We start from the raw sequence: 24,172 nt of genomic DNA, 5'->3' as shown, positions 1-24,172 counted from the left end.
CTCCTCGACCTGCCGGAGTGTTTCATGACGAACGCTCGAACCCCTGCCGATCCTCGGCCCAGCTCCTACCACCTGGTGCGCGGCGGCCGGCTGCAGGCTGACCACGGCCCGGTGACCGGTTTCGCCCGGCAGGTTCACCGCGCCCTGCTCGCGACGATCCTCGCGCCGGACTTCTCCTGCGTGGCGGCCAGGGCGGCCCTCAACACGAGCACCTACGCGCTGGGCTGCTATAGGGAACTGGGCAGCCCGGAGGCGGGCGCCGCCCTGGCCCGCGACCTCGCGCGCTTCTGCGGCCATCAGGACGCCATGCAGTCCGGCTTCACCTCGATGATCGCCGTCTTCGGCGGACGCGTGCCCGCTGACGAACACGGCTTCGAGGAGCGGCTCTGGGCGCAGCTGCGGGCCCTGCACGCCCACGACCCCCAGCCCTACAGCTCCGAAATCAGCGCCGACCCCACCGATCCGAAGTTCGGGTTTTCGTTCAACGGCCGGGGCTTTTTCGTGATCGGCCTGCACCCGCACAGCAGCCGCGTGGCGCGCACCTTCGCGTACCCGGCGCTGGTCTTCAACGCCCACCGGCAGTTCCAGGCCCTGCGTGACCGGGGCCGCTTCGAGCTGCTGCAGCGGGCGGTGCGCCGCCGGGAACTGCGGCTGCAGGGCAGCCTGAACCCCACCCTCGCCAACCACGGCGAGGCCTCCGAGGCCCGGCAGTACTCCGGGCGGGCAGTCGAGGCCGACTGGGTGGCGCCTTTTCCCGACGAGCCCGTGGCTGTCCCGGAGTCCCCCCCGGGCGCCCGCTGCCCCTTCGGCCACGGCTGAGCCCCCACCCCATGACCCCGGAGCCTCCATGACCCTCGACCTTTTATGATCCCTGAGCCCCCCGTGTACCGCATCCCGAAACAGAGTGGCGCCGGCTTCACCCTGAAGCGCGGCGAGGTGCTGGCGGTCATCGACCCCCAGGGTGAGCAGGTGTCCGACCTGATGGCGTTCGCGGCCGACACCCCCAGCGAATGGCTGTCCTCCGGGCGCACCTTCGACTACAACGAGACCATCTCCCTCACCACTGGACACGTCCTGTACTCCAACCGCAGCCGGCCCATGTTCACGCTGCTGCGCGACGATGTCGGCCAGCACGACTTCCTGCTGACGCCCTGCTCGACCGAGACCTTCGAGATCCTCTACCCGCCGGGCACCGCCGACGGGCATCCCAGCTGTTTTTCCAATCTGCTGCGGGCCTTTGAACCTTTCGGCATTCAGCCCGATCAGATCCCCACCACCCTGAACATCTTCATGAACGTGGTGGTCGGAGAGGGTGGCCGGCTCAGGATCGGCCCGCCGCGCTCGACCGCCGGCCAGCGCCTGGAACTGCGCGCCGAGATGGATCTGATCGTGGGCCTGACCGCCTGCTCGGCGGAGGGCAGCAACAACGGCAGCTTCGGGCCCATCGACTACCAGATCCGTCCGCCTGCTCAGGAAGTTCAGAGGTCTTGAGGGCTCCGGGAGGAGGATCGCGCCCCGGGTGCCCACTTCTGTCCAGGGCTGGCCGCCGGGGGTGTTCCATGAATGAACCCAGTGTCACGGTGGCTTCCGGCTGGCCCATCCTCACCGGGAAGGTCGGGAGCGCCTGCCCACGTCCCCTGTCCCTGACGACCGTGCCGTCCGCTCCGCTGGCCCGCCCGGTGCCCTGAATGAGAACTGACTTCTTCGCCAGCCTGGACAGAAGCGACCCGCCCGCTCCCTGGCCTGAGGCGCCCGGTTTCGCCCCGCTGGCCCGGACAGTCGGGCCTTGGCAGGTGCGCTTCCGGGCGGCGGACACGGCGGTCTTCGGCCGCCCGGAGGCGGGCCTGCTGGTGCTGCTCAAGGGCAGTCTGTACGGCACCGGCCCCGGCGGCCTGCTCGACCTGTACCAGCGCCACGGCGCGGAGTTCCCCCGCCACCTGGAGGGCTCGTTCGCCGCGCTGCTGCTCGATGAACGCGCCGGACGGGTACTGGCCGTGACCGACCGCACGGGGTCTCACGCGCTCTACGCAGCCCACGAGGGTGAGCGGGTGCTGATCTCGACCCGGCCCGACTGGACGCCCTTGCGGGAGCGCCCGCTGAGCGTGGCGGGGGTCAGCAGTTTTCTGACCAAGGGCAACCTGACCACCGGCCTGAGCCTCTACGAAGGGGTCAGCACCCTGCGCCGCGCCTGCGTGCACGAGCTGAGCCCCCAGGGCCTGTGCGCGCACGGATACTGGCCCCTGAACATGGGCGAGGCGACCGACCTGCGCCCAAGCGCCGAGCTGGAGGCGGAACTCGTGGAGTTGCTGCGCGGCGCCGCGCAACGCCGCATGGCGGCCAGCGGCGCGCGCCCCTTCCTGTCGCTCAGCGGCGGCTACGATTCGCGCGGCCTGCTGCGCCTGATGGCCGACAGCGGCCGGGAGTTCCAGACCTTCTCCTACGCCCTGCCGCGGCGCGCGGCGGGCAGCGATCCGCAGGTGGCGGCGCGGCTGGCCGCCCAGTACGGCGTGCAGCACACCGTCTTGCAGGCCTACCGGGGCGACCTGCCGGCCCACCTGCGGCGCAACGTGGCCTGGGGCGGCGGCGGCGCGCCCCTGTGCGACGAGGCCGACGCCTGGGCCGAGTTCGCCGCCCTGAACCCCAGCGACGTGTTTGTCGGGGATCACGCCTTCGACCTCAGTGGACATCCGCTCACCGGGCGCGCCGATCAATTCCTGCGCCAGAAGGTGCCGCCGTCCTTCGAGGTGCTGTCCTGGCTGCGGGGTAGCCTGCCGGAACCGACCTACGCCGCGCTGCGCGACTCCTGGAACGCCACGCTGGAGACCATGCGCGTGCAGGCCGGCGCCGGGCCCGGGCGGTGTCCCGGCGGCTACCAGCTGGAGGTCGCGCTGATGCTGGACGTGAACGTGGCCCACTCGCTGCTGCCCTGGCGAGACCGCTATGCCGGCCACCTTGCCGAGGTGCATCTGCCCTACCTGGACGGCGCCCTGCTCGACTTCATCGGGCGCATTCCGCTGGAGCTGCTGGCCCGCAAGATGCTGTTCAGGCGGGCCCTGCAGCAGCTCGATCCACAGCTGATGCAGGTGCCGCTGGCCCGCTCGCTGGGCTACGTGCCCGACTGGAAGCTGGAGCTGATCCGGCAGCGCGGCGTCGTGTGGGAGGCAGTGCAGGCCCAGTCCAGCCCGCTGGACGAGCTGATCCCCCCGCAGGTCATCCACGGCCTGCTCATGGGCCTGACCCCCACGCCCCGGGGGGTGGTCTGGCGGGCCGCCGCGCGCCAGACGCTGGGCCGGCTGCGGCGCACCCCGCTGGGTATTCGCCTGCTCGGCCCCGCCCCCATGCGCAAGACCGTGGACACGGCGACCTTCCTGCGCCGGGTGCTGGTGCTGCGGGAACTCACGGCCGCGCGCCCGGCGCCCCAGGACTCGCCCCCCGCGCTGGTCTGACGGGGTGGCCACTCCGAGCGATCTCAGCCTCCGGTACGGTTGACCCGGCCCCCCGCCCCTAGACTCCGGGCATGGCCTTCCCGGAGATTCAGTCCTTCATGCGCCTGCTCGAAGAGCGCGGCGAACTCGTGCGGGTGGCGACCCCGGTCAGCCGCGAACTGGAGATCACCGAGATCGCCGACCGCATGGTCAAGGCAGGCGGCCCGGCCCTGCTCTTCGAGAACGTCCGGGGCAGCGACTATCCGGTCGTCATCGGGCTGCTGGGCACCCGCGAGCGCGTGGCCCTGGCGCTGGGCGTCTCTGATCTCGACGATCTGGCCGCCAAGGTGCGGGCGCTCATCGACCTCAAGGGCTCGGGCGGCGTGGGCGGGATGCTGAGCAACCTCCCCAAGCTGCGCGACGCCATGAACCTGCCCCCCAGGCGGGTTCGTAACGCCCCCGTGCAGCAGGTCGTGTGGCGCGGTGACGAGGTCGATCTCTCGAAGATCCCGGTGCTCAAGTGCTGGCCGCTCGACGGTGGCCCCTTCGTGACCCTGCCGCTGGTCATCACGAAAGACCCCGAGACCGGCGAGCGCAACATGGGCATGTACCGCGTGCAGGTCATGACAAAGAACACCACCGGCATGCACTGGCAGCGCCACAAGACCGGCACGAAGCATCTGGAGAAGGCGAAGAAGCTGGGCCAGCGCCTGGAGGTCGCGGTCGCCATCGGCGGCGATCCAGCGCTGATCTACGCCGCCACGGCGCCGCTGCCGCCCATTCCGGGCCTGGACGAGTTCGCCCTGGCCGGTTACCTGCGCGGCCAGCGTTACCCGGTGACCAGAGGCATCACCGTGGGTCTGGACGTGCCCGCCAACGCCGAGTTCATCCTGGAGGGCTACGTCGACCCCACCGAGGACTGGGTGGTGGAAGGCCCCTTCGGCGACCACACCGGCTTCTACACCCTGCCCGACCTGTACCCGCAGTTTCACGTCACCGCCGTGACCATGCGAGAACATCCCGTCTATCCGGCGACCATCGTGGGCCGCCCGCCCATGGAGGACGCCTACCTGATCGAGGCCTCCGAGCGGCTGTTCCTGCCCGCCGCGCAGCTGATCATCCCCGAGATCGTGGACTACCACATGCCGCCCGCCGGGGTCGCGCACAACCTCGTGTTCGTGAGCATCAAGAAGAGCTATCCGGGGCAGGCCTACAAGGTCGCCAACGGCCTGTTCGGCCTGGGACAGATGATGTTCGCCAAGGTGATCGTGGTCGTGGACGAGGGGGTGCAGGTCAATGATTTCGGGGCCGTGTGGCGCGAGGTCAGCGCCAGGGCCGTGCCGGGCCGCGATACCCTGGTCACGCGCGGCCCCACCGACGTGCTCGACCACTCCAGCCGGGGCTGGGGCTACGGCGGCAAGCTGATCATCGACGCGACCACCAAGCGCCCGGAAGAGGTGGGCGGCGCCCAGAGCAGCCGGGAAGACCAGGCGGGCGACCTCGCCCCGGAGGTCTTCACCCCGCACGCCAGCGCCGATCTGCCCACCTTCGAGGGCGTGCTGGCCCAGCGCCAGACCCCGGATGGCTACTGGCTGGTGGCCCTGCACAAGACCCGCCCCGGTCAGGCCCAGGCCCTCGCCCAGGCCTTCGCCGCGCACCCGGCCGCCGCCGGTATCCGCCACCTGCTGATCTGCGACGACCAGACCGACGTAGAGAACATCCAGGACGTGTGGTGGACGATCCTCAACAACATCGACCCCGAGCGCGACGTGATCCAGACCGGCGCCCTGCTGGCCTGGGACGGCGCCCGCAAGCTGCCCGAGGAAGGCTTCGTGCGCCCCTGGCCGCCCAAGATCGTCATGGACGCGGACGTGGTGCGCCGGGTGGACGCCCTGTGGCACCTGTACGGGCTGCCGAAGCTGGACGGTGAGCCCGGGACACCGCACTGAGGGGCGCTATTTACAGATGCCGGCACTGCCGAACGAGAACACGCAGCTCAGGGCCTTGAAGATGAAGTACGTCCCGACCACGACGACCGGGGCCAGGATCAGGCTGACCGTCTGGAAACCCGTCTGGGCATCGGTCGAGCGCTGAACCGCCTGCTGACACGCCTTCAGGGCCACCTCGGCGCCGTACTTCCGCACGTCGGCGGCGCGGATCGCTCCGCCCTGGCAGGCGGTGAAGGTGATGGCCGCGTCGTCTGGGGTCTCGGACGTCAGATTCTCCAGCGCCACGCGGTTCGACAGGCTGTAGCCCACCCCGCCGATCACGGAGATGGTCTGCGGCCCCGCCGCCGTCTGGACGGTCGCGGGCGCGCAGGAGGCGAGCAGCAGGCACAGGCTCAGGGCAAGGGGAGTAGCTCGTGTCATGGGGAACCTCCGGGGTGGATAGGAGCAGTGTAGGGGGCGCTTCCATGCCGCCCCTCCTCACATCAGCCGTTCGCCGATCCGTTCAGATCCCCCACCCGGTTCACGTTCCGGAAGAACCCGGCCGCCAGCCCCGGCACCCGCACCGTCTGCCCCTCCGGCGCCGCCAGATTCAGTCGGCGTTCCCCGCTGTCGAGCAACGCCGTGACGTGACCCAGAAGGTCGGTGTGGTACAGGGCCGCCAGTGGTTGCGCCCGTCCATCCGAATCCAGCGCCAGCACCGCCTGCGCCCCGTCCGTCCGGGCCCCCGCCAGCGCCCCCCAGTACCCCGGCGTCAGCCCCGGCATGTCCACCCCGGCGAACGCCACCCAGCCGTCCGGGGCGTGGGTCAGGGCCGCTTCCAGTCCGGCCAGCGGGCCCTGCCCGGGGCGGGTGTCGGGGATGGTCGTCCAGCCGCTCAGCTCGTACTTTCCCGGCGGGGCGATCAACAGCTTCGGCGCGCATCCCTCCAGGCTGGCGGCGGCGTGTTCCAGCAGCGTCTTTCCCTGCCACACCGCCAGCGCCTTGTCCGAACCGAAGCGGCGCGACTGGCCCCCGGCCGTGATGGCACCTGTCAGGTTCTGCACTAGTCGCGCGGGCCGGTCTGGCGTTCCAGGGCCCGCAGCGCCCAGGCGGCCAGCCGCATGACCGGGCGGCCGTAGGGCGGGTAGGTGAAGCGCACCGAACTCGCGCGGCCCTCGTGCATGATCGAGCGCTCGTGCGAGAAGGCGCGGAAGCCGGTCTCGCCGTGGTAGGCGCCCATGCCGCTCGGGCCGACCCCGCCGAAGGGCAGGTTGGGGTTGGTCAGGTGGATGACCGTGCCGTTGACGACCATGCCGCCGCTGGTCGTCTGCTGCTTGACCCGTTCGATCACGCCCGTGTCCTGCGCGAACAGGTACAGGGCCAGCGGCGGGTCGCGTCGGCGCACGCGCTCCAGGGCCTCGTCCAGCGTGCGGTAGGTCAGCACCGGCAGCACCGGGCCGAACAGCTCCTCCTTCATCAACGGCATCTCGTCGCTAACATCCGCCACCAGGGTCGGCGAGATAAAGCGGCCTGCCGGGTCGAACTCGCCGCCCAGCACGATCCGCGCCCCCTGCTCGGTGCTCTCTCGGGTCAGGGCCTCCAGGCGTTCTACCGAGCGCTCGTCCACCATCCGTCCGTAGTCCGGCCCGGCGCGCAGCCAGGCTGTGTCGCCGAAACGCCGCGCGATCACGCTGCCCATCGCCAGCACGAAGGCGCCCTGCAGGCTCTCGGGCACGAGCACGTAATCGGGCGCCACGCAGGTCTGGCCGGCGTTCAGCAGCTTGCCCCAGGCGATCCGCTCGGCGCTGAGCTGCAGGTCGGCGCTGGCGTCGATGATCGCCGGGCTCTTGCCGCCCAGTTCCAGGGTCACGCTGGTCAGGTTCCGGGCGGCGGCAGCCATGACCTGCCGGCCCACCGCGCCACTGCCAGTGAACAGGATGTGGTCGAACCCCCACCCTGTCAGCGCCTGGGCCACCTCGGCGCTGCCCTCCACCACCCCCACCAGTTTGGGCTCGAACACGCTGCTCAGCAGGGCGTTCAGGGCGCGGGCCACGTGGGGCGCCTTCTCGCTGGGCTTGAGCACCACCGTGTTGCCCGCCGCCAGACTGGCGACCAGCGGCGAGAGTGCCAGATTCACGGGGTAGTTCCAGGGGCTCAGGATCAGCGTGACCCCGCGCGCCTGGGCGCGAACCTCACTGCTGGAGCCCACCAGCATCAGCGGGGTACCGACCCGCCGGGGGGCCATCCAGCGCGGCAGCCGGCGGATCATGTGCTGGATCTCCTCCAGCACCGGATGGATCTCGGTCAGTTCGGCCTCGGCGCGGCTCTTGCCCAGATCCCGCTGCAGGGCGCCGGCCAGCTCGGCGCGGTGGGCCTTCACGGCGTCGTGCAGGCGGCGCAGGATGGCCTGCCGCTGGGGCGCGGTGGTCTGGGCCGCCGACCAGCGCCAGGCCCGCTGGGCGTCCAGCAGCGCCTGGATCTCGGGGGAAACGGGTGGAGCAGGAGCCATAGACACCTCACGGGGAACTCGGGAACTGAAGATTAGACCGAGTATAACCACCAGCTCCTGTCCTCATGGTGTGCGCTGGGTGGCCGCGTTCCGGCGGCCCGCGTGGGGGCCGACTCCTGCACCGTTCATTCAGCAAGCCGTCACAAAGCGAGCGGGCGAACACTCCCAGGGAGGGGCCGAGGCCACACTGCCAGACGTTCACCTGTTCACAATTCAACGCCGCGTCACCCGACTCTTTTCCGGAGGTCACCATGCATAAAATCCTGTCCCTGTCCGCCCTCGCCGTCGCCCTGAGCGCCTGCTCAATGTCCATGATGGCCAAGCCCATGGACTACACCCTGGCCAAGCAGCCCGCAGGCGGCGCCCTGAACTCCAGCGGCACCGTCAGCGTGACCAAGGATGCCACCATGGTCATGACCAAGGCGATGGTCATGGGTCTGGCCCCCAACACCTACTACGTGGCCCACTACCACGTGCAGGGCGCGGCCAGCACTGACCCCTGCGCCTCGGGCGGCGCGCCCATCATGAGCTCCAAGATCGTGGCCCAGTCCGACGCCGCGGGCATGGTTACCCTGAGCGGCAGCGTCGCAGCGGCCGACGTCATGAACGCCACCTACTTCAACATCCACACCGCCAGCGGCGCCGACGGCACCCCGGCCGACGCGGGCGTGAGCTGCACCGCTGTCAAGATGATGTAAGCAGAGGGCAGATGGCAGATGGCTTTAAGAGCTTTAGCCATCTGCCATCTGCCTTGAGCCATCTGCTCCTTACAGTCCCAGCATCGTCCGGTAGCCCTCGATCCAGCCCTGGCCCCACAGCAGCGCCACCACGGCCCCCACCGCGAGGTAGGGGCCGAATTTCACGCGGTTCTCGCGCTTCAGGGCGAGCTGGAGCAGGCCCAGGATCGCGCCGGCGAAGACCGCCACCACCAGCGCCACCAGCAGGCGCTCCCAGCCCAGGAAGGCGCCGATCACGGCGGCCAGCTTCACGTCGCCGAAACCCATCGCGCTGGCGTCGTAGCGGTCGTCCACCGTCGTGTGGGCGCTGTCCTCTTCGGCCTCGGGCTCGCGCTGCAGCCACCAGTACAGGCCAGCAACCAGCGACACGGCGCCGGCGGCGGCCAGGGCGCCCTGCACCATCAGGATCATGCCGGGGCCCATGCCCGCGCTGCCCAGCACCAGGGTGAGGAGCAGGCCGCCCAGGGTCAGCGCTTCGGGAACCCGGATGACCCGGCGCAGGGCCAGATTGAGCCCTGCCGAGAGCAGGCCCACGCCCGCCCCCCACCACGGCCCCAGCCACGCGCCGGCCAGCAGGCCCAGGCTGATCTGCTGGTAACCGATGGGAAATTCCGGGTACAGCCGCTCCCGGAAGCGCCGCAGCACCCACGAACCGAACTGATTGATGGCGACCAGCAGCCCGGCCCCCAGCAGCGCGCCGTTCACCGCTCCGGCGAAGTCCGGCAGGCCCTCGGCCCCGGCGCGGCCGTTCAGGAAGCCGAAGCCCAGGGCCAGCGCCACGCCCGGCAGGGTCAGCTCGTCGGGAATGGTGTAGGTGTCGAGGTCGATCGCGCTGCTCACCAGCAGCAGGGTGAACAGCAGCATCAGGCCCAGCGCGCCCCAGCCCACCGTCAGCGGCGGGAACAGCCCGGCGATGGTCGCGTAGCCCAGCCCGGTCAGGAGTTCCACGACCGGGTAGCGCCTGTTGATGGGCGCGCGGCAGTAGCGGCACTTCCCGCCCAGCGCCAGCCAGGAGAAGACCGGCACCAAGTCGCTTACACCCAGCCGGTGGTCGCAGTTCGGGCAGTGGCTGGGCGGAAAGGCGATGTTCTCCCGGCGCGGCAGTCGCCAGATCAGCACGTTGGAAAACGACCCCACCAGCAGTCCGAAGACGCCGGCAAAGATCACGAGGAGAGCGTCGGGAGTCACCCAGGGAGTGTAGAGGGGGCGGCCTTACAGGGAGCTTGCGGGGGGTTGGGGGGCGGACGGAGCAGGAGGGGTGGTCGACGGTTGCGCGGAAGGCGACCCCTCTGCTCCGCAGCTGTACCAGTCAGTCCGCTACGCGGCCAGCTCCCCTTGAGGGGAGCCGAGAGTAACCCTTGGTGCCCCCCCAGGGGCTGGCACCGAAGGTGTGACTGAGGGGTTCGCGCCGCGCCGACATTACTCCCCGCCGGCTCAATGCCCGCCGAAGTGCCCGAGCTGCGGCACGTTGGGGCTCCACTCGGGCTTCTCCACCACCTCGCCGTAGAGGTCGTATTCGTCGCTGTCTTCAATCCGGGCCTTCACGATGTCGCCGATCTTGACCTGCCCGGCCAGCTCGCCCGCGAACAGGTAGACCTGCCCGTCGATGCCCGGCGCGTCGCCCTTGGTGCGGCCGATCAGGCGGGTGCCGGGGGCGTCGTCCTCCTCATCGTTGAATTCGTCGATGATCACGTCCATGACCGTGCCGACCTTCTCGGCCAGCTTCTCGGCGGAGATGCGCTGGGCGATCTCCATGAAGCGCGAGAGCCGCTCCTCCTTGACCTCCTGCGGCACCGGGTCGGCCAGCTTGTTTGCGTCGGCCTCGTCCACGTCGGAGTAGGTGAAGGCGCCCACGCGGTCGAGGCGGGCGTCCTCCAGGAACTGCAGCAGCTCCTGAAAATCGTCTTCGGTCTCGCCGGGAAAGCCCACGATGAAGGTCGAGCGGATGACCAGTTCCGGGCAGATCTCGCGCCAGCGCCGGATGGTGTCGAGCTGTTTACCCGCGCCGGGCCGCCGCATCGCTTTCAGGATCTTCGGCGAGGCGTGCTGCAGCGGCACGTCCAGATACGGCAGGATCTTGCCCTGGGCCATCAGCTCCACGATCCTGTCCACGTGCGGGTAGGGGTAGACGTAGTGCATCCGCACCCACGCGCCCATCTCGCCCAGCTTCACGGCCAGGTCGCTCAGGTGGGCGCGCACCTGTCCGCCCTGAAACTCGGACTCGCGGTAGCGCACGTCCACCCCGTAGGCACTGGTGTCCTGCGAGATGATCATCAGCTCCTTGGTGCCGCCCGCGATCAGGCGGTAGGCCTCGTACAGCACGGCGCCGGCGTCACGCGAGACCTGCAGGCCGCGCAGCTTGGGGATGATGCAGAACGAGCAGGTGTGGTTGCACCCTTCCGCGATTTTCACGTAGGCGTAGTGCCGGGGCGTGAGCTTGACCGAGGGGGCGAACACGTCGCCGTGCTTGGTCAGTTCACGCTCCGGCTGCGATGTGGGCTGCCCGGCGCCCGCCCGCATGCCCGGCGCCGCCACCGGCAGCAGGCCCGTGAAGGCGCCCTGGTCGATGGGCAGCAGCGCCCGCACGTGGCCCATCACGTCGTCCACGGCTTCCGAGCCGGTAATCGCCGCGACCTTGGGATGGCGCTCCATGATCTTCTCGGGGCGCTCGCCCAGGCAGCCGGTCACGATGACCTTGCCGGTGGCCTCCAGCGCCTCGCCGATGGCGCTCAGGCTTTCCTCCACCGCCGGCGTGATGAAGCCGCAGGTGTTCACGATGACCGCGTCGGCGTCCTCGTAGCTGGGCGCCACCTCGTAACCCTCGAAACGGAGCTGGGTCAGGATCCGCTCGGAATCGACCAGGGCCTTGGGGCAGCCCAGGGAGATGAAGCCCACCCGTCTGCCACTGTGCTGCGTGCCCACTGCTGCGGGCTCTGTTACCACGTCCGTCATCGTTACTCCCCGGCACGCGGGGGCGCGCCATGACCCGTCGACACGCCCCTGAGGGCCTGGAGGTTCCAGCCGGCCAGTGTACAGGGTGCGGGCGGGGCAGGGAAGGACTGAAGTTACATCCGCCCGGAAGGGCATCCACCCGAACCTCCACACGCCCCCCTGTCCGGCCGTGGTGACCTCCGCCTTTCCCAAATCCTGAGGAACCTCCGGGCTGCCCGGGCACCGCCCGTACACTCTGAACCGTGGGCAATCCTCTGCTGGAATTCGGCATTCTCGTGCTGCTGCTGGTCTTCAACGGCTTCTTCTCGGCCTCCGAGCTGGGTGTGGTCTCGGCGCGGCGTTCCCGGCTGGAGGCGGCGGCGGCGCGCGGGGAACGGGGCGCGCGGGTAGCGGCGGGCCTCAGCGAGCGGCCCGGCGCCTTCCTGGCGACCGTGCAGATCGGCATCACGCTGATCAGCACCATCAGCGCCGTGTTCGCGGGCGGCACCCTGACGAGCTACATGGAGACCCTGCTCAGGCCCCTGCTGGGCAGCGCGGCGCCCACCGCCGCCAGCGTGGTGGTCGTGCTGATGGTCACCTTCCTGTCGCTGGTGCTGGGTGAACTGGCCCCCAAGGCCGTGGCCCTGCGCGACCCGGAAGGGCTGGCGGCGCGGGTGGCCCCCTTCTTCGCGGGGCTGAGTCGGGTGGCGCGGCCGGTCGTGTGGCTGCTGGACATCACCACGCGCGGCCTGCTGGCGCTGCTGGGGATGCGCGGCGAGACCCGCGAGGTGATCACCGAGGAGGACGTGCGCGCCATCGTGTCGCAGGCGGCGCAGAGCGGGTCGCTGGAGGAGACCGAGCGCGAACGCATCGCCTCTGTGCTTCGCTTCAACGACCGCCGGGTGCGCGACCTGATGACCCCGCGCGTGGACGCCGTGACCCTGCCGCTGCGGGGCTCGGCCCAGGACGCCGCCGCCGAGGTCTTGCGCAGCGGGCACGAGGGCTATCCGGTGCGCGACGAGACGGGCGAGATCATGGGCTACCTGGGCGTGCAGGACGTGCTGCGGGCCCTGCACACGGGCGAGCCGCTGGAGGGGCTGGTGCGGCCCGCGCTGTACCTGCCCGAGTCCGCCTGGGCCGAGGACGCCCTGACCCGCATGGAACGCGAGGGGCATGTCCGGCTGGCGGTGGTCGTGGACGAGTACGGGGATTTCAGCGGCCTGCTCACCATCTCCGACCTGCTCTCCGAACTGTCCGGCGTGGACAGCGCGTCCCCCGACGCCGACGCGCTGATCCGCCGTGAGGACGGCTCCTTCCTGGTGGACGCGGCCCTGCCCATGCACGAGCTGCGCCGCACGCTGCCACTGCCGCTGCTGGAGCGCGAGGATTTCAGCACGCTGGCCGGCTACGTGCTGCAGCTGCTGGGCGACTTCCCGCAGGTGGGCGCGACCATGGGGGTGGAGGACTGGGAGATGGAGGTCGTGGATGTGGACGGCCAGCGCATCGACCGCCTGCTGATCATCCCGCCCCCGGATCTGGTGGTGCGGGGGCTGCCGGACGTCTGAAGCCCGGCCTTCTGAGTGCCGGACGTCCCGAGGCGCGCAGCGCTGCCCAGCGCCGGTGGGCGGCCACCGGCGGCAGAGGCATAGGTCAGGCGCCGGGGTCTGCGGCGCGGACGCGGTACACTGCCCAGCATCATGAATGCGAAGGTCATTGTCGTCACGTCGGGAAAGGGTGGCGTGGGGAAAACCACCACCACCGCCAACATCGGGGCCGGGCTGGCCAAACTGGGCGAGAAGGTCGCTGTCATCGACGTGGACGTGGGCCTGCGGAACCTGGACGTGGTCATGGGCCTGGAATCCCGCGTGGTCTTCGACCTGATCGACGTGCTGGAGGGCAAATGTCGCATGAGTCAGGCGCTGATCCGCGACAAGCGCGTGGAGAACCTGTTCCTGCTGCCCGCCTCCCAGACCCGCGACAAGGACGCCCTGGATCCCGAGGTCTTCAAGGGCGTGGTGCGTGACCTGATCGCCACCGAGGGCTTCGACCGCATCCTGATCGACTCGCCGGCCGGGATCGAGTCGGGCTTCCGCACCGCCGCCGCCCCCGCCGAGGGCGCGCTGGTGGTCGTGAACCCGGAGGTCTCCTCGGTGCGCGACGCCGACCGCATCATCGGGCTGCTCGAAGCGCAGCAGGTCAACGAGATCCGGCTGGTCATCAACCGCCTTCGGCCCAAGATGGTCGCCTCGGGCAACATGCTCAGCGAGGCCGACATCCTCGACATCCTGGGGGTCAAGCCTATCGGCATCGTGCCCGAGGACGAGGGCATCATCGTCTCGACCAACGTGGGCGAGCCGGCGGTGCTGGGCAAGACCCGCGCCGGCGCGGCGTTCCTGGACACCGCCCGGCGCCTGAAGGGCGAGGACGTGCCCTATCCCAAGTTCGACGACGACGCCGGCTTCATGGCCACCCTGCGCCGCTGGTTCGGGGGCGCCTGACATGTTCTCCTGGATGAAGCGGGGGCGCACCAAGGAAACCCTGAAAGACCGCCTCGAACTGGTGCTGGCCTACGACCGCGCGCAGATTCCGCCCGGCAAGGTGGACGCCCTGCGCAACGACCTGCTGGAAGTGGTGAAGCGCTACTTCCCCACCGGCAACTCCTCGGTCGACATCGAGCAGCGCGGCGACGTGATGGTGCTGATGGCGAACATCCCGCTCGACGAGCGCGGTACCCCGCCCCGGCCCCGCTGAGGCCGGTTCCTCCACCTGAGGGTTGACGCTTTTCATGGCCGTCTGAATTAGCCTGGAGGGGTGACCGCCTCCCTCGCCCGGCTCCCCAGGACACAGATCCTGAGGATCGCCCCATGAAATACGATCTCCGCTTTCCCCTGGTCATCGCCGCCCTGCTGGTGGTGGGCCTGATGACGGTGAGCACGGCCGCCCTGTCGCCCCGGGCGTCGAGCGGCATTTTCACCAAGCAGCTGGTCGGGGTGGTGCTGGCGGCCGCGCCGATCGCGCTGCTGTGGTGGGCAGGCCGCGACCGCATCTACCGCTTCGCGCCGTGGCTGTTCGGGCTGGCGCTGCTGCTCCAGGCCAGCACCTTCGTGATCGGCAAGGAGGTGAACGGGCAACAGAACTGGATTCTGCTGGGGCCAATCCAGTTCCAGCCGCTGGAAATCCTCAAGTTCGCCCTGATCCTGATGCTGGCGGCGGCGTTGCACGAGGGCTACAAGGGGCTGAGTACCTACCTGCGTGCGTTCGCGGTGTTCCTGCCGGCGGTCGGGCTTGTGGTGCTCCAGGATTTCGGCGGCGCCCTGGTGCTGAGCGTGATGTTCGGCGTGATGATGCTGGCCGCGCGCATTCCCTGGTGGCACGCCGCGGTGGCCCTGCTGGTGGTCGGCGCGGCGGTGCCCACCGTGCTCTACCCGCACCTGGAGCCCTACCAGCAAAAACGCCTGACCATTTTCCTCGATCCCTACAAAGACCCGCGCGGGGCCGGCTATCAGGTCATCCAGAGCACCATCGCGGTGGGTTCGGGCGGCCTGCAGGGCAAGGGCTACAAACAGGGCAGCCAGTCCCACAACGGCTTTTTGCCGGAGGCGCACACGGATTTCGCCTTCAGCACCTGGGCCGAGGAGCAGGGCTTCGTGGGCGGGGTGGTGGTGCTCGCGCTCTACGCCCTGCTGTTCTGGGGGCTGGCGGGCATGGCGGCCGAATCGCCCCGCTTGCAGGATCAGCTGCTCTTCGCCGGGGTGCTCGGGCAGATCGGCTTTCAGGTCATCGAGAACGTGGGCGCGGCCCTGAGCGTGCTGCCGCTGACCGGCATCACCCTGCCGCTGATCAGCTACGGCCTGAGCAGTCTGGTCAGCACCCTGGCGACCCTGGGGCTGGCCTACGTGGTCTACCGCGACCGTTTCGAGGGCTCGATCTAGGGGCTCTGCGGGCCCGTCTAAGGGTCGAACCGTCGAATAGGGCTGAGGCCACTCTTTTTATACGGTTTGACCTTTGGATGGTTAGACTCTTCCATGCCCTTCCTCGTCTACATCGCGACCTCGCTCGACGGCTTCATCGCGCGGCCGGGCGGTGAACTGGACTGGCTGCCCGGCGCAGAGCCGACAAGTCCGCCCCCGCCGGTGGGCGAGGATCACGGCTATGACGCTTTCATGGCGCGGGTCGATACCATGGTCATCGGGCGCGGCACCTTCGACACCGCGCGGGACTTCTCGCCGTGGCCCTACGCGGGCAAGCGCGTGATCGTCCTGAGCCGCACGCTGGACGCGGCCACCCTGAGCCAGCCCGTGGAGATTCATCCCGGCCCGGTCGAGGTGCTGGCCCGGTCGCTGCAGGGCGCGCGCGGCGTCTACGTGGACGGCGGCCAGACCATCCAGGCCTTTCTGCGCGCGGGCCTGATCGATGAACTGATCGTCACGCGGATTCCGGTGCTGATCGGGTCGGGCCTCCCTTTGTTCGGCGCCCTGGACGCGGATCTATGGCTGCAGCATATCGACACCCGCACCTTTCCCAGCGGCTTCGTGCAGAGCACCTACAGACCCGTCCGCCCGGACTGAAGTGGCATCCTGAAGGCATGAGCGCGCCGCTGTCGGACGACCACTTCGAGCCGGACTCCCGCGCCGCCTGGCGGGCCTGGCTGCAGGCGCACCACACCCGGCCCGGCGGCGTGTGGCTGGTGCTGCGCCGCAAGGCCGCGCCGGTGCCCAACCTGAGTCTGGCCGATGCGGTGGAGGAAGCGCTGTGCTTCGGCTGGATCGACTCCAGACCCCGCCAGATCGACGACCAGCGCACGGGGCTGTATATCGCGCCCCGCAAGGTGGGCAGCGGCTGGAGCGCGGTGAACAAGGAGAAGATCGGGCGGCTGCAGGCCGCGGGCCTGATGGCGCCCGCCGGGCAGGCGAAGATCGACGCGGCCATCCGGGACGGCTCGTGGACGAAGCTGGACGCCGTGGACGCGCTGGAGGTGCCGCCGGATCTGCGTCTGGCGCTGGACGCCCGGCCCGGCGCCCAAGCCTTCTGGGACGCCTTTCCCCGTTCGGCCCAGCGCGGCATCCTGGAATGGATCGTGCAGGCCAAGACCGACGGCACCCGACAGAAACGGGTGCTGGAGACCGCCGAGAAGGCCGCCCGGAACGAACGGGCGAACCAGTGGCGGAAGAAAGCGTGACCCCCGACGAGATCATCCGCGAACTGCACATGCAGCCCCACCCGGAAGGTGGCCACTATGTCCAGATCCACGAGGACGAGCGGGTGGTGGATGGCCGCCCCGTCTGCACGTCCATCTATTTCCTGCTGCGCGCCGGCGAGGTCTCGCACTGGCACCGGGTCGATGCCACCGAGATCTGGAGCTACCACGCGGGCGAAGCGCTGGAACTGTCGATCGGGGAGGGGGGAGAGCTTCGCACCGTGCGCCTGGGCCCCGACCTCCTGAGCGGCGAGCGGCCCCAGGGCATCGTGCCGGCCCACGCCTGGCAGAGTGCGCGCCCGCTGGGCGACTGGACGCTGGTGGGCTGCGTGGTGGCCCCCGGCTTCCGCTTCAGCGGCTTCGAGCTGGCGCCGGCGGGGTGGGAGCCGGACTGAACTTCATCGGGCTGGATCTGGCGTGGTCGGTGCGTAATCCTTCCGGCGGCGCGGTGGTCGCGCTGGAGGGTGGGGGTGGTCGCCTGAGCGAGGCGGCCCTGCTGGGCGATGACGCCGAGGTGCTGGCCTTCCTCGACCGGCACGCGGGGCCGGGCTGTATCGTCGCTATCGACGCGCCGCTGAGGGTGCCCAACGAGACCGGGCGGCGACCAGCCGAGGCCGACCTGGGCGCGGTCTTCGGGCGCTTTCAGGCGGGCGCCCACCCCACCAACCGCCGGCGGGTGGGCGACGCCTCGGGCAGCGTGCGCGGCGAGCGGCTGGTGGCGGCGCTGGAGGAGCGCGGTTTCGTGCACGACCCCCGTCTGGTGGCGGGCGAGCAGGCCCGGCGCGTGGTCGAGGTCTACCCGCACCCGGCCATGGTCTCCTTGTTCGGGCTGGCCCGCACCCTGAAATACAAGAACAAGGGCCAGGACAAGGTGATCCTGCATGGCGCCTGGGCCGAGCTGCACGCCCACCTGAAGGCGCTGGAGACGGCCGAGCCTCCTCTGCACGGTCTGGACACGCTGCTGGGCACCGATATCACCCCCCTGCGCGGCAGAAGTCTGAAAAACCACGAGGATCGGATCGACGCGGTGTTCTGTGCCTATATCGCGCTGTATGCGTGGCACTGGGGGCCGGCGCGCACGGAGATCTTCGGCACGCTGGAGGGCGGGTACATCCTCTCGCCGACGCTGCCGGAGCGCTGGGCGGGGGCCTGACCCGGGCCTTCACCCGATCTGAAGCTGACTGCCCCCCGATGCTTTAAGAGTTAAAGTGTCCCGCATGGATTACCGGAACCTGGGCAGAAGTGGACTCAAAGTCAGTGAGGTGTCGCTGGGCGGCTGGGTGACCTTCGGCCAGAGCGTCAACGACGAATCGATGGTGCGCGAGATCGTGACCGCCGCCTACGACCAGGGCGTGAATTTCTTCGATCAGGCCGACATCTACGCCAAGGGCAGGTCGGAGGAATTGATGGGCGCCGCGCTGCGCGAGTTCCCCCGGCACACGCTGGTGGTCTCCAGCAAGGTCTACTGGCCGATGAGCGACCACGTGAACGACCAGGGCCTGAGCCGCAAGCACATCCTGGAGAGTGTAAACGGCTCCCTGAAACGTCTGGGCACCGACTACCTGGACATCTACTTCGCCCACCGCTACGACGAGAACGTGCCCATGGACGAGATCGTGATGGCCTTCGATCAGGTCATCCGCGACGGGAAGGCGCTGTACTGGGGCACCTCGATGTGGCCGGCGGCGCGGATCGCCGAGGCCGTGGAGTTCGCCAAGGCGCACGGATTGCACGGCCCGGTCACGGAGCAGCCCGAGTACTCCATGATCAACCGCGACCGCGTGGAAAAAGACATCCTGCCGTATACCGAGAAGGCCGGGGTGGGCCTGGTGGTCTGGAGCCCGCTGGCGATGGGCCTGCTGACCGGCAAATACGACGCCGGCAAGCCCGAGGGCGCCCGCCTGAGCGAGAACGAGAGCTGGGGCAAGAACTTCCTGACCGAAGAGAACATCCAGAAGGTGCGCGACCTCAAACCCATCGCGGACGAGCTGGGCATCACCCGCGCCCAGCTGGCGCTGGCCTGGGCGCTGCGCCAGAAGGGCGTGAGCAGCGTGATTACCGGGGCCACGCGCGTCGAGCAGATCACCGACACCGTGAAGGCGGCGGGCGTGAAGCTCGACGCGGACGTGCAGCGCCGGATCGAAGAGATCTTGCGGCCGGTCTGAGGGGCTGATCGCTCTGAGCTGTGAGCTCTGGGCTATGAGCAGAACGCTGGTTCAGAGCTCATAGCCCAGAGCTCATAGCTCCCTCCCCACCGCCACATTGCAACTTTCGGCGCACGCCCCCCCAGGGGTGCGCGTCTATGCTGCCCGGATGACTGCCTCCCCACCCGCTATCGAGACCCGAGAGCTCCGCAAGGTGTATGGCGGCCGCGCCGTGGTCGATGGCCTGAGCATCGGCGTGCAGCCCGGCGAGGTCTTCGGCTTCCTGGGGCCCAACGGAGCGGGGAAGAGCACCACCCTGAAGATGCTGCTGGGGCTGGTGCTGCCGACCTCGGGCGAGCTGCGCGTGCTGGGGGGCTCGCCGTCGAGCCCGGCGGTGCGCGCCCGGCTGGGCTTCCTGCCCGAGCAGTTCCGCTTCCAGACCTGGATGACGGGGCACGAGTTCCTGCGTTTCCACGGGCGGCTGGCAGGTCTGAGCGCGGCCGAGCTCCGCACCCGGATTCCGGGCGTGCTGGAGGAAGTGGGCCTGGGCGCCCGCGGCGGCGAGGTGCTGGGCGGCTACTCCAAGGGGATGCTGCAGCGCGTGGGGCTGGCCGGGGCGATCCTGGCGCGTCCGGCGCTGGTCTTTCTGGACGAGCCGACCTCCGCGCTCGATCCCATCGGGCGGGTCGAGGTGCGCGAGATCATCGAGCGGCTGCGCGGCGCGGGGGTGAGCGTCTTCCTGAACTCGCACCTGCTCAGCGAGGTCGAGCAGGTCTGCGACCGCGTGGCCTTCGTCAAGGCGGGTCGCGTGCTGCTGCAGGGATCCATGCGCGACCTGATGGGCGGCGTGCTGCCGCTGGACGTGCGCGTGGACGAATTGCGCCCCGGTCTGCTGGACGCCCTCTCGCGCCTGGGCGAGCTGCGCCATACCGACACGAACACGCCCGGCCGCGCCGACATCGAACTGTGGCTGCAACACGAGGACGCCATTCCGGCCGCCGCACAGGCCGTGCTGGACAGCGGCGCGCGGCTCTACGCCCTGACCCCGCGCCGCCCCGACCTGGAAACGCTGTTCCTCGACCTGATCGAGGACACGCCCGAGGCCCAGCGCTCGGCCCCCGCCCCGGAGGCCGCCCGTGCGTAACGCCCTGCTGATCGCCGAACTCTCGCTGCGCGAGGCCTTCCGCAAACGGCTGGTCAGCGTGCTGGTGGTTCTCAGCGTGCTGTTCATCGGGTTTTTCCTGTACGGCATCCTGCGCCTCGAGCAGACGCTCGACCAGCGCGCCGTGGATGCCGGGCTGGAGGGCCGCAGCGCGACCGGGGCCGGGAACATCCCGGTCATCTCCTCGGCGCTGTTCGGCATGTACCTCGTGTACTTCCTGGGCTCGCTGATGGCCGTGCTCTCTACGGTCGGCTCGGTCAGTGCGGACATCGAGAACGGCGTCATGCAGAGCGTGATCGCCCGGCCGATTAGCCGCGCTCAGGTCGTGCTGGGGCGCTTCCTGGGCTTCGGCGCCGTGAACGTGGTCTACGTGGCCCTGCTGGGCACGGCGCTGCTGGCCGGCGTGTACTTCATCACCGGATATGTGCCCCCGGCGCCGGGGCAGGCGCTGGCGCTGGTGCTGCTGGCGGTCGCCATGCTCACGGCCCTGACCCTGCTGGGCAGCACGCTCTTTACCACCCTGGCCAACGGCATCGGCGTGTTCGTGCTGTACGGCGTGGGCTTCACCGGGGGGATCCTCAGCGCCATCGGCTCGCTGGCCGACACGCCCACGCTGGTCACGCTGGGGCGGGTGGCGAACGCCCTGATGCCGTCGAACGCGCTGTGGCTGGGGGCCAGCTACCATCTGCAACCCGAATTCATGTTGCAGGTGAGCACGGTCACGCGGGGCGCCAACCCCTTCGTGTCGTCCACGCCCATTCCGCTGGGGCTGGTGGCCTGGGCCGCCGCGCTGACCGTGCTGGCGGTAGCGGCGGCCATGTGGCGGTTCAGCCGGCGGGACTTGTAGGATTCCACTTCCGGTCGGCGCCCCGTATTGTCGCCTACCGTCGCCCCACGCCGGGTCTACACTGACCCATGGATCGCCCGCCGGGGTCGCCGCGGCTGGCCGCGCTCGCCCCGCTGTACGGCCGCGAGCACGACCTGGGCCAGGTGCTGGCCCTACTGCGCGCTGGCGTGCGGCTGCTCACCCTGCGCGGGCCGGGCGGCATCGGCAAGACCGCCCTGGCCCTGCGACTGCTTCACACGCTGCGTCAGAGCACCGACCTACCGTTCGACCACATCCAGTTCATCGACCTCAGCGCCGTCCGCGAAGCCGAGCAGGTGCTGGGGATCATCGCCGCGTCGCTGCCTGGGGACACCTTCATGGGAGAACCGGAACGGCAGATTCAGAACTTCGCAGCCGGTCGGCGCACCCTGCTGCTCCTCGACAACTTCGAGCAACTGTTGCCCGCCGCGTCTGCACTGGGCGAGGTGCTGGCCGCCAGTGACACCCTGCGCCTGGTGGTCACCAGCCGGGCCGCGCTGCGGCTGCACGATGAGGTCGAGTATCCGGTGGGGCCGCTGGCCCTGGCTCAATCCGCCCGCCTCGCCTCGTCCAGCGCCGCCGTGCAGCTGTTTGTGGGCCGGATGCAGGCGCTGGAGCCCTCGTTCACCCTGCACGCCGGGAACACGGTGCAGGTCACGCGGCTGTGCGAAGTGCTGGAAGGCGTGCCACTGGCGCTGGAACTGGCGGCGGTGCGCACACGCAGCCTCTCGCTCTCTGATCTGCTGGCCCGGCTGGAGCATCCCCTGGACGTGCTAAAAGCCGACTTCCGGGATCGCCCGGAACGCCTGCGGTCGCTGCGGGCCGCCGTGCAGTGGAGCTACGACCTGCTGGACGACCTGGACCGGGCCGTGTTCGAGTGCTGCGCGGTCTTCGAGGGGAGTTTCACACCGGATGCGCTGGCGGCCGTCTGGGGCTCCGGAGAGGTGCTCGACCGGGCCGAGTCGCTGCTGTCGCAAAGTTTCCTGCGCCGCCAGGACACCCCGGAGACCCTCTGGAAGATGCTCCAGCCACTGCGGGAACTGGCCGTGGAAAAGTTGGATGGCCACCCGCAGGAGGCCGTGTGGCGCGAGCGGCATGCGCTGCATTTTCTGGAGATGGTAGAGGAGTACCAGCGCCCCTGGGAGACCGACGGCCTGGACAACTTTGCGGCGTACCTGCCGCATTACCCCGACATCCGGGCCGGCCTGGTCTGGACGGTGGATCAGCCCCAGTCGGAGCTGGCCTACCGCTTTCTCGGCGCGGCCGGCATTCTGTGGGGGCCCTTCGGGCTGATGGTTCAGGAAGCGCCGCTGGCCGAGCGGGTGCTGACCTTGCCCCAACCTGAAAGCCGCGTCACGCTGCTCCGGGCGCTGGAAGTCAGCGCGAGCTGTCTGGACTACAGCGGTCAGTTGCAGGCCAGCGAGGCGCGGCTCGGCGAGGTTCTGGCGCTGCACCGCGAGCTGGGCGACGTGGAGGGCGAGGCCAGGGCCAGCCTCCAGCTGGCGGCGGTGGTGCGTGACGCCGGCCAGTGGGAACGGGCCTGGGCGATCACGCAACGGCTCATCCGCGAATTGCGGGAGCGGGTGGGTGACAACCCTCCGACCCGCGAGCAGCGGCTTCTCCAGGCCAATGTCTACCTAGCGGCGTGCCATGATCTGCTGGAACTGGAACAGCACGCGGAGGCTCTGGAGTCCGCCCAGCTGGCCGGCCAGCAATTCCTGGAAGCGGGTCATCAGTCCGGTTACCGTGTGTGTCGGTCGATGGCGGGCCACGTGCTGGTGCGTCTGCGCCGCTTGCCCGAGGCCCGTACGGTGCTGCTGGCCTGCCTGCACGACGCGGTGGACAGGGGCCTTCAGGGCGCAACCAATGACGTCCTGCGCTGGGGCCTGATCTTCCTGGCGGCCGAGTTGCGCGAGTGGGCCACCCTGGTGCAGCTCACCGCCTTTCTGAACGATCCTGTCGGGGAACGCGCACAGGGCGCGCCAGATCGCCGGATGCGCCTGGACTTTGCCCGTGCCCGTGAGGAACTGGGTGAGGCCGCCTATCAGCTGGCCTGGACGACCGGCCGCCAGCTCCAGATGCCGGACGTCCTGGAACTGGCCGAGGGGCTAGCTCAGGTGCCACTCTTGCCGGCCATCCACATCCACTCCGACCTGACGCCCCGCGAGCGGGAGGTGCTGGCCCTGGTGTCGCAGGGGCATCCGGATCGTCGTGTGGCCAAGTTCCTGGGGATCAGCCCCGCCACGGCCAGCAAGCATGTGGGCAACCTGTTGGGCAAACTGGGCCTGCGCAATCGCGTGGAACTGACCCGATGGGCCTTCGAGCATAGTCCGCCGGACGGTTCAGCGCCTACGGCGTCACAGGCTCCGCTCAGGAGATTGACTGGCTCCGCTCCCCCTGACGACTGACCGCGCTGAGGAGAGCAGGCAAGAAAAGCCCGTTCTGGATGGGCTCGCAAGCGGATTGCCCCGTCACGGCCTCCCACACCTGGAGCCGCGGCGTACGTATTCCTGTCAGGGTCTCCGGCCGGGGCTGTTCGCAGTTCTGGGGATGTGCTTTCTCCCGGCAACGCGCACCCTGGAGGCATCAGCCTAGCGCTGATGGGCGGACAGGCGCAGCGCACCGCGTCCTCCGCCCGGCCTGCGGCCCCCGTTCACCCGTTTCCCTTAGCGCTGCCCTCCGTCCCGCTGCGGGCGCAGGGGCGCGGTGGCAGGTCTGGCCTGCCCTGGAGGCGTCCCCATGCCCACGCTCCGTACCGTTACCGGCCGCACGTCATTCGCGCTGCTCACGGTGGCCCTGCTGGGAGGTTCTGGCTCCTTCGCCCGGCAGGCCGATGCGCCCGACTCCATGGGCACTCAACTCAGCGCCCTGTCCGGCAGCGGGCTCATGCTCGCCAGCTGTCAGGAGCGTATGCAGAGGCTGGGCACCATGCTCGGCAAGGCGGGCTACGGCCCCATGCGCTCGCGGTTGTTCGACGGCACCACCATGATCGCGCGCTGGTACCACCCGGAACACCACACGACCGTTCTGGCGGTCGCCGGCTGGCAGGACTCAGGCAACGCCTTCTCGGCAGGTGAATTCGCTGGCCTGGTGCGCTGGAACGAACTGGCCGGCACGCCCTGAGCGGCGGGAGAGACGCCCAGCACGCTTTCCCTGAGAAGTCAGGCGGAGCACAGAATCGTACGCTCATCGCCACACTGACCATCACCAGGCTCCATCTGCCACAGAATGACTCAAGGTCATTAAAAGGGTGTAAGGTGGAGGCCTCACCAGC

The 24,172-nt window shown here is 69.5% G+C and carries 24 protein-coding genes; 19 read left to right on the top strand and 5 right to left on the bottom strand.

The window, feature by feature from the left end; translation table 11 throughout:
- The first annotated feature begins 24 nt into the window (after positions 1-24).
- From gntA to CVO96_RS05670, 5 genes are all read left to right on the top strand, one after another.
- Complete coding sequence (gntA, locus tag CVO96_RS05685; protein ID WP_165795214.1) at positions 25-819, top strand: guanitoxin biosynthesis heme-dependent pre-guanitoxin N-hydroxylase GntA; 795 nt, start codon at positions 25-27, stop codon at positions 817-819.
- Positions 820-864: 45 nt separating this feature from the next.
- Entirely contained in the window at positions 865-1,491 is a 627-nt protein-coding gene (locus CVO96_RS05680) for a DUF1989 domain-containing protein (protein ID WP_103311300.1), read from the top strand.
- Between the two features lie 68 nt (positions 1,492-1,559).
- Entirely contained in the window at positions 1,560-1,688 is a 129-nt protein-coding gene (locus CVO96_RS21575; RefSeq protein WP_279326997.1) for a hypothetical protein, read from the top strand.
- Entirely contained in the window at positions 1,689-3,446 is a 1,758-nt protein-coding gene (locus CVO96_RS05675) for an asparagine synthase-related protein (RefSeq protein WP_103311298.1), read from the top strand.
- A 71-nt stretch (positions 3,447-3,517) separates the two neighbouring features.
- Positions 3,518-5,374, top strand: coding sequence for a menaquinone biosynthesis decarboxylase (locus CVO96_RS05670; protein WP_103311296.1), 1,857 nt, complete (start codon positions 3,518-3,520; stop codon positions 5,372-5,374).
- A 6-nt stretch (positions 5,375-5,380) separates the two neighbouring features.
- Here the strand turns inward: CVO96_RS05670 and CVO96_RS05665 are convergent, their stop codons facing one another.
- The 3 genes from CVO96_RS05665 to CVO96_RS05655 all read right to left on the bottom strand — a co-directional run bounded on the left by CVO96_RS05665 (position 5,381) and on the right by CVO96_RS05655 (position 7,862).
- The gene (locus CVO96_RS05665; protein WP_103311294.1) at positions 5,381-5,794 is read right to left on the bottom strand and encodes a hypothetical protein; all 414 of its coding nucleotides are present in this window, start codon (positions 5,792-5,794) and stop codon (positions 5,381-5,383) included.
- 62 nt (positions 5,795-5,856) lie between these two features.
- Positions 5,857-6,417, bottom strand: a complete 561-nt coding sequence (gene mobA / locus CVO96_RS05660) for a molybdenum cofactor guanylyltransferase (protein ID WP_103311291.1) — start codon at positions 6,415-6,417, stop codon at positions 5,857-5,859.
- Complete coding sequence (locus CVO96_RS05655; RefSeq protein ID WP_103311289.1) at positions 6,417-7,862, bottom strand: aldehyde dehydrogenase family protein; 1,446 nt, start codon at positions 7,860-7,862, stop codon at positions 6,417-6,419. The genes mobA and CVO96_RS05655 overlap by 1 nt, the downstream gene beginning before the upstream one ends.
- Positions 7,863-8,113: 251 nt before the next feature.
- On the opposite strand from CVO96_RS05655, the gene CVO96_RS05650 reads away from it, so the two are divergent.
- Positions 8,114-8,560, top strand: a complete 447-nt coding sequence (locus CVO96_RS05650) for a superoxide dismutase (protein ID WP_103311287.1) — start codon at positions 8,114-8,116, stop codon at positions 8,558-8,560.
- A gap of 69 nt (positions 8,561-8,629) precedes the next feature.
- On the opposite strand, the gene CVO96_RS05645 is transcribed toward CVO96_RS05650, so the two are convergent.
- Together CVO96_RS05645 and rimO are read right to left on the bottom strand one after the other, a co-directional pair.
- Positions 8,630-9,787, bottom strand: coding sequence for a prepilin peptidase (locus CVO96_RS05645; protein ID WP_103311285.1), 1,158 nt, complete (start codon positions 9,785-9,787; stop codon positions 8,630-8,632).
- A 246-nt stretch (positions 9,788-10,033) separates the two neighbouring features.
- A complete protein-coding gene (rimO, locus tag CVO96_RS05640) occupies positions 10,034-11,551 on the bottom strand; it encodes a 30S ribosomal protein S12 methylthiotransferase RimO (protein WP_103311283.1) in 1,518 nt (505 codons plus the stop codon).
- A gap of 242 nt (positions 11,552-11,793) precedes the next feature.
- On the opposite strand from rimO, the gene CVO96_RS05635 reads away from it, so the two are divergent.
- The 13 genes from CVO96_RS05635 (at position 11,794) to CVO96_RS05575 (ending at position 24,021) form a co-directional block, all read left to right on the top strand.
- The gene (locus CVO96_RS05635) at positions 11,794-13,095 is read left to right on the top strand and encodes a hemolysin family protein (RefSeq protein ID WP_103311281.1); all 1,302 of its coding nucleotides are present in this window, start codon (positions 11,794-11,796) and stop codon (positions 13,093-13,095) included.
- Positions 13,096-13,227: 132 nt separating this feature from the next.
- Positions 13,228-14,028, top strand: coding sequence for a septum site-determining protein MinD (gene minD / locus CVO96_RS05630; protein ID WP_103311278.1), 801 nt, complete (start codon positions 13,228-13,230; stop codon positions 14,026-14,028).
- A 1-nt stretch (position 14,029) separates the two neighbouring features.
- Positions 14,030-14,281, top strand: a complete 252-nt coding sequence (gene minE, locus CVO96_RS05625) for a cell division topological specificity factor MinE (protein WP_103311276.1) — start codon at positions 14,030-14,032, stop codon at positions 14,279-14,281.
- 113 nt (positions 14,282-14,394) lie between these two features.
- Positions 14,395-15,462, top strand: coding sequence for an FtsW/RodA/SpoVE family cell cycle protein (locus CVO96_RS05620; RefSeq protein WP_103311274.1), 1,068 nt, complete (start codon positions 14,395-14,397; stop codon positions 15,460-15,462).
- Between the two features lie 93 nt (positions 15,463-15,555).
- Positions 15,556-16,098: a dihydrofolate reductase family protein gene (locus CVO96_RS05615; RefSeq protein ID WP_103311271.1), complete on the top strand. Its 543-nt coding sequence runs from the start codon at positions 15,556-15,558 to the stop codon at positions 16,096-16,098.
- Between the two features lie 17 nt (positions 16,099-16,115).
- On the top strand, positions 16,116-16,709 hold the full coding sequence (locus CVO96_RS05610; RefSeq protein ID WP_103311269.1) for a YdeI/OmpD-associated family protein: 594 nt from the start codon (positions 16,116-16,118) through the stop codon (positions 16,707-16,709).
- The gene (locus tag CVO96_RS05605; RefSeq protein WP_243398178.1) at positions 16,706-17,122 is read left to right on the top strand and encodes a cupin domain-containing protein; all 417 of its coding nucleotides are present in this window, start codon (positions 16,706-16,708) and stop codon (positions 17,120-17,122) included. The genes CVO96_RS05610 and CVO96_RS05605 overlap by 4 nt, the downstream gene beginning before the upstream one ends.
- A complete protein-coding gene (locus CVO96_RS05600; protein ID WP_243398177.1) occupies positions 17,107-17,880 on the top strand; it encodes a DUF429 domain-containing protein in 774 nt (257 codons plus the stop codon). Before CVO96_RS05605 ends, CVO96_RS05600 begins: the two co-directional genes overlap by 16 nt.
- 64 nt (positions 17,881-17,944) lie before the next feature.
- A complete protein-coding gene (locus CVO96_RS05595) occupies positions 17,945-18,892 on the top strand; it encodes an aldo/keto reductase family protein (RefSeq protein ID WP_103311265.1) in 948 nt (315 codons plus the stop codon).
- 148 nt (positions 18,893-19,040) lie between these two features.
- Complete coding sequence (locus CVO96_RS05590; protein WP_103311262.1) at positions 19,041-20,015, top strand: ABC transporter ATP-binding protein; 975 nt, start codon at positions 19,041-19,043, stop codon at positions 20,013-20,015.
- Entirely contained in the window at positions 20,008-20,880 is an 873-nt protein-coding gene (locus CVO96_RS05585; protein ID WP_103311260.1) for an ABC transporter permease, read from the top strand. Before CVO96_RS05590 ends, CVO96_RS05585 begins: the two co-directional genes overlap by 8 nt.
- A gap of 68 nt (positions 20,881-20,948) precedes the next feature.
- Entirely contained in the window at positions 20,949-23,306 is a 2,358-nt protein-coding gene (locus tag CVO96_RS05580) for a helix-turn-helix transcriptional regulator (RefSeq protein WP_103311258.1), read from the top strand.
- Between the two features lie 331 nt (positions 23,307-23,637).
- Positions 23,638-24,021, top strand: a complete 384-nt coding sequence (locus tag CVO96_RS05575; protein ID WP_103311256.1) for a hypothetical protein — start codon at positions 23,638-23,640, stop codon at positions 24,019-24,021.
- The last annotated feature ends 151 nt before the right edge of the window (positions 24,022-24,172 follow it).

It is taken from the genome of Deinococcus koreensis (assembly GCF_002901445.1).
In the GTDB taxonomy this organism is placed as follows: domain Bacteria; phylum Deinococcota; class Deinococci; order Deinococcales; family Deinococcaceae; genus Deinococcus; species Deinococcus koreensis.
This window is presented reverse-complemented; position numbering and strand designations above follow the sequence as displayed.

What these genes read in the sequence shown, in the direction of transcription:
- gntA (WP_165795214.1), top strand. Translation starts at nt 25, where the DNA reads ATGACGAACGCTCGAACCCCTGCCGATCCTCGGCCCAGCTCCTACCAC.
- CVO96_RS05680 (WP_103311300.1), top strand. Translation starts at nt 865, where the DNA reads ATGATCCCTGAGCCCCCCGTGTACCGCATCCCGAAACAGAGTGGCGCC.
- CVO96_RS21575 (WP_279326997.1), top strand. Translation starts at nt 1,560, where the DNA reads ATGAATGAACCCAGTGTCACGGTGGCTTCCGGCTGGCCCATCCTCACC.
- CVO96_RS05675 (WP_103311298.1), top strand. Translation starts at nt 1,689, where the DNA reads ATGAGAACTGACTTCTTCGCCAGCCTGGACAGAAGCGACCCGCCCGCT.
- CVO96_RS05670 (WP_103311296.1), top strand. Translation starts at nt 3,518, where the DNA reads ATGGCCTTCCCGGAGATTCAGTCCTTCATGCGCCTGCTCGAAGAGCGC.
- CVO96_RS05665 (WP_103311294.1), bottom strand. Translation starts at nt 5,794, where the DNA reads ATGACACGAGCTACTCCCCTTGCCCTGAGCCTGTGCCTGCTGCTCGCC.
- CVO96_RS05655 (WP_103311289.1), bottom strand. Translation starts at nt 7,862, where the DNA reads ATGGCTCCTGCTCCACCCGTTTCCCCCGAGATCCAGGCGCTGCTGGAC.
- CVO96_RS05650 (WP_103311287.1), top strand. Translation starts at nt 8,114, where the DNA reads ATGCATAAAATCCTGTCCCTGTCCGCCCTCGCCGTCGCCCTGAGCGCC.
- rimO (WP_103311283.1), bottom strand. Translation starts at nt 11,551, where the DNA reads ATGACGGACGTGGTAACAGAGCCCGCAGCAGTGGGCACGCAGCACAGT.
- minD (WP_103311278.1), top strand. Translation starts at nt 13,228, where the DNA reads ATGAATGCGAAGGTCATTGTCGTCACGTCGGGAAAGGGTGGCGTGGGG.
- minE (WP_103311276.1), top strand. Translation starts at nt 14,030, where the DNA reads ATGTTCTCCTGGATGAAGCGGGGGCGCACCAAGGAAACCCTGAAAGAC.
- CVO96_RS05620 (WP_103311274.1), top strand. Translation starts at nt 14,395, where the DNA reads ATGAAATACGATCTCCGCTTTCCCCTGGTCATCGCCGCCCTGCTGGTG.
- CVO96_RS05615 (WP_103311271.1), top strand. Translation starts at nt 15,556, where the DNA reads ATGCCCTTCCTCGTCTACATCGCGACCTCGCTCGACGGCTTCATCGCG.
- CVO96_RS05610 (WP_103311269.1), top strand. Translation starts at nt 16,116, where the DNA reads ATGAGCGCGCCGCTGTCGGACGACCACTTCGAGCCGGACTCCCGCGCC.
- CVO96_RS05595 (WP_103311265.1), top strand. Translation starts at nt 17,945, where the DNA reads ATGGATTACCGGAACCTGGGCAGAAGTGGACTCAAAGTCAGTGAGGTG.
- CVO96_RS05590 (WP_103311262.1), top strand. Translation starts at nt 19,041, where the DNA reads ATGACTGCCTCCCCACCCGCTATCGAGACCCGAGAGCTCCGCAAGGTG.
- CVO96_RS05580 (WP_103311258.1), top strand. Translation starts at nt 20,949, where the DNA reads ATGGATCGCCCGCCGGGGTCGCCGCGGCTGGCCGCGCTCGCCCCGCTG.
- CVO96_RS05575 (WP_103311256.1), top strand. Translation starts at nt 23,638, where the DNA reads ATGCCCACGCTCCGTACCGTTACCGGCCGCACGTCATTCGCGCTGCTC.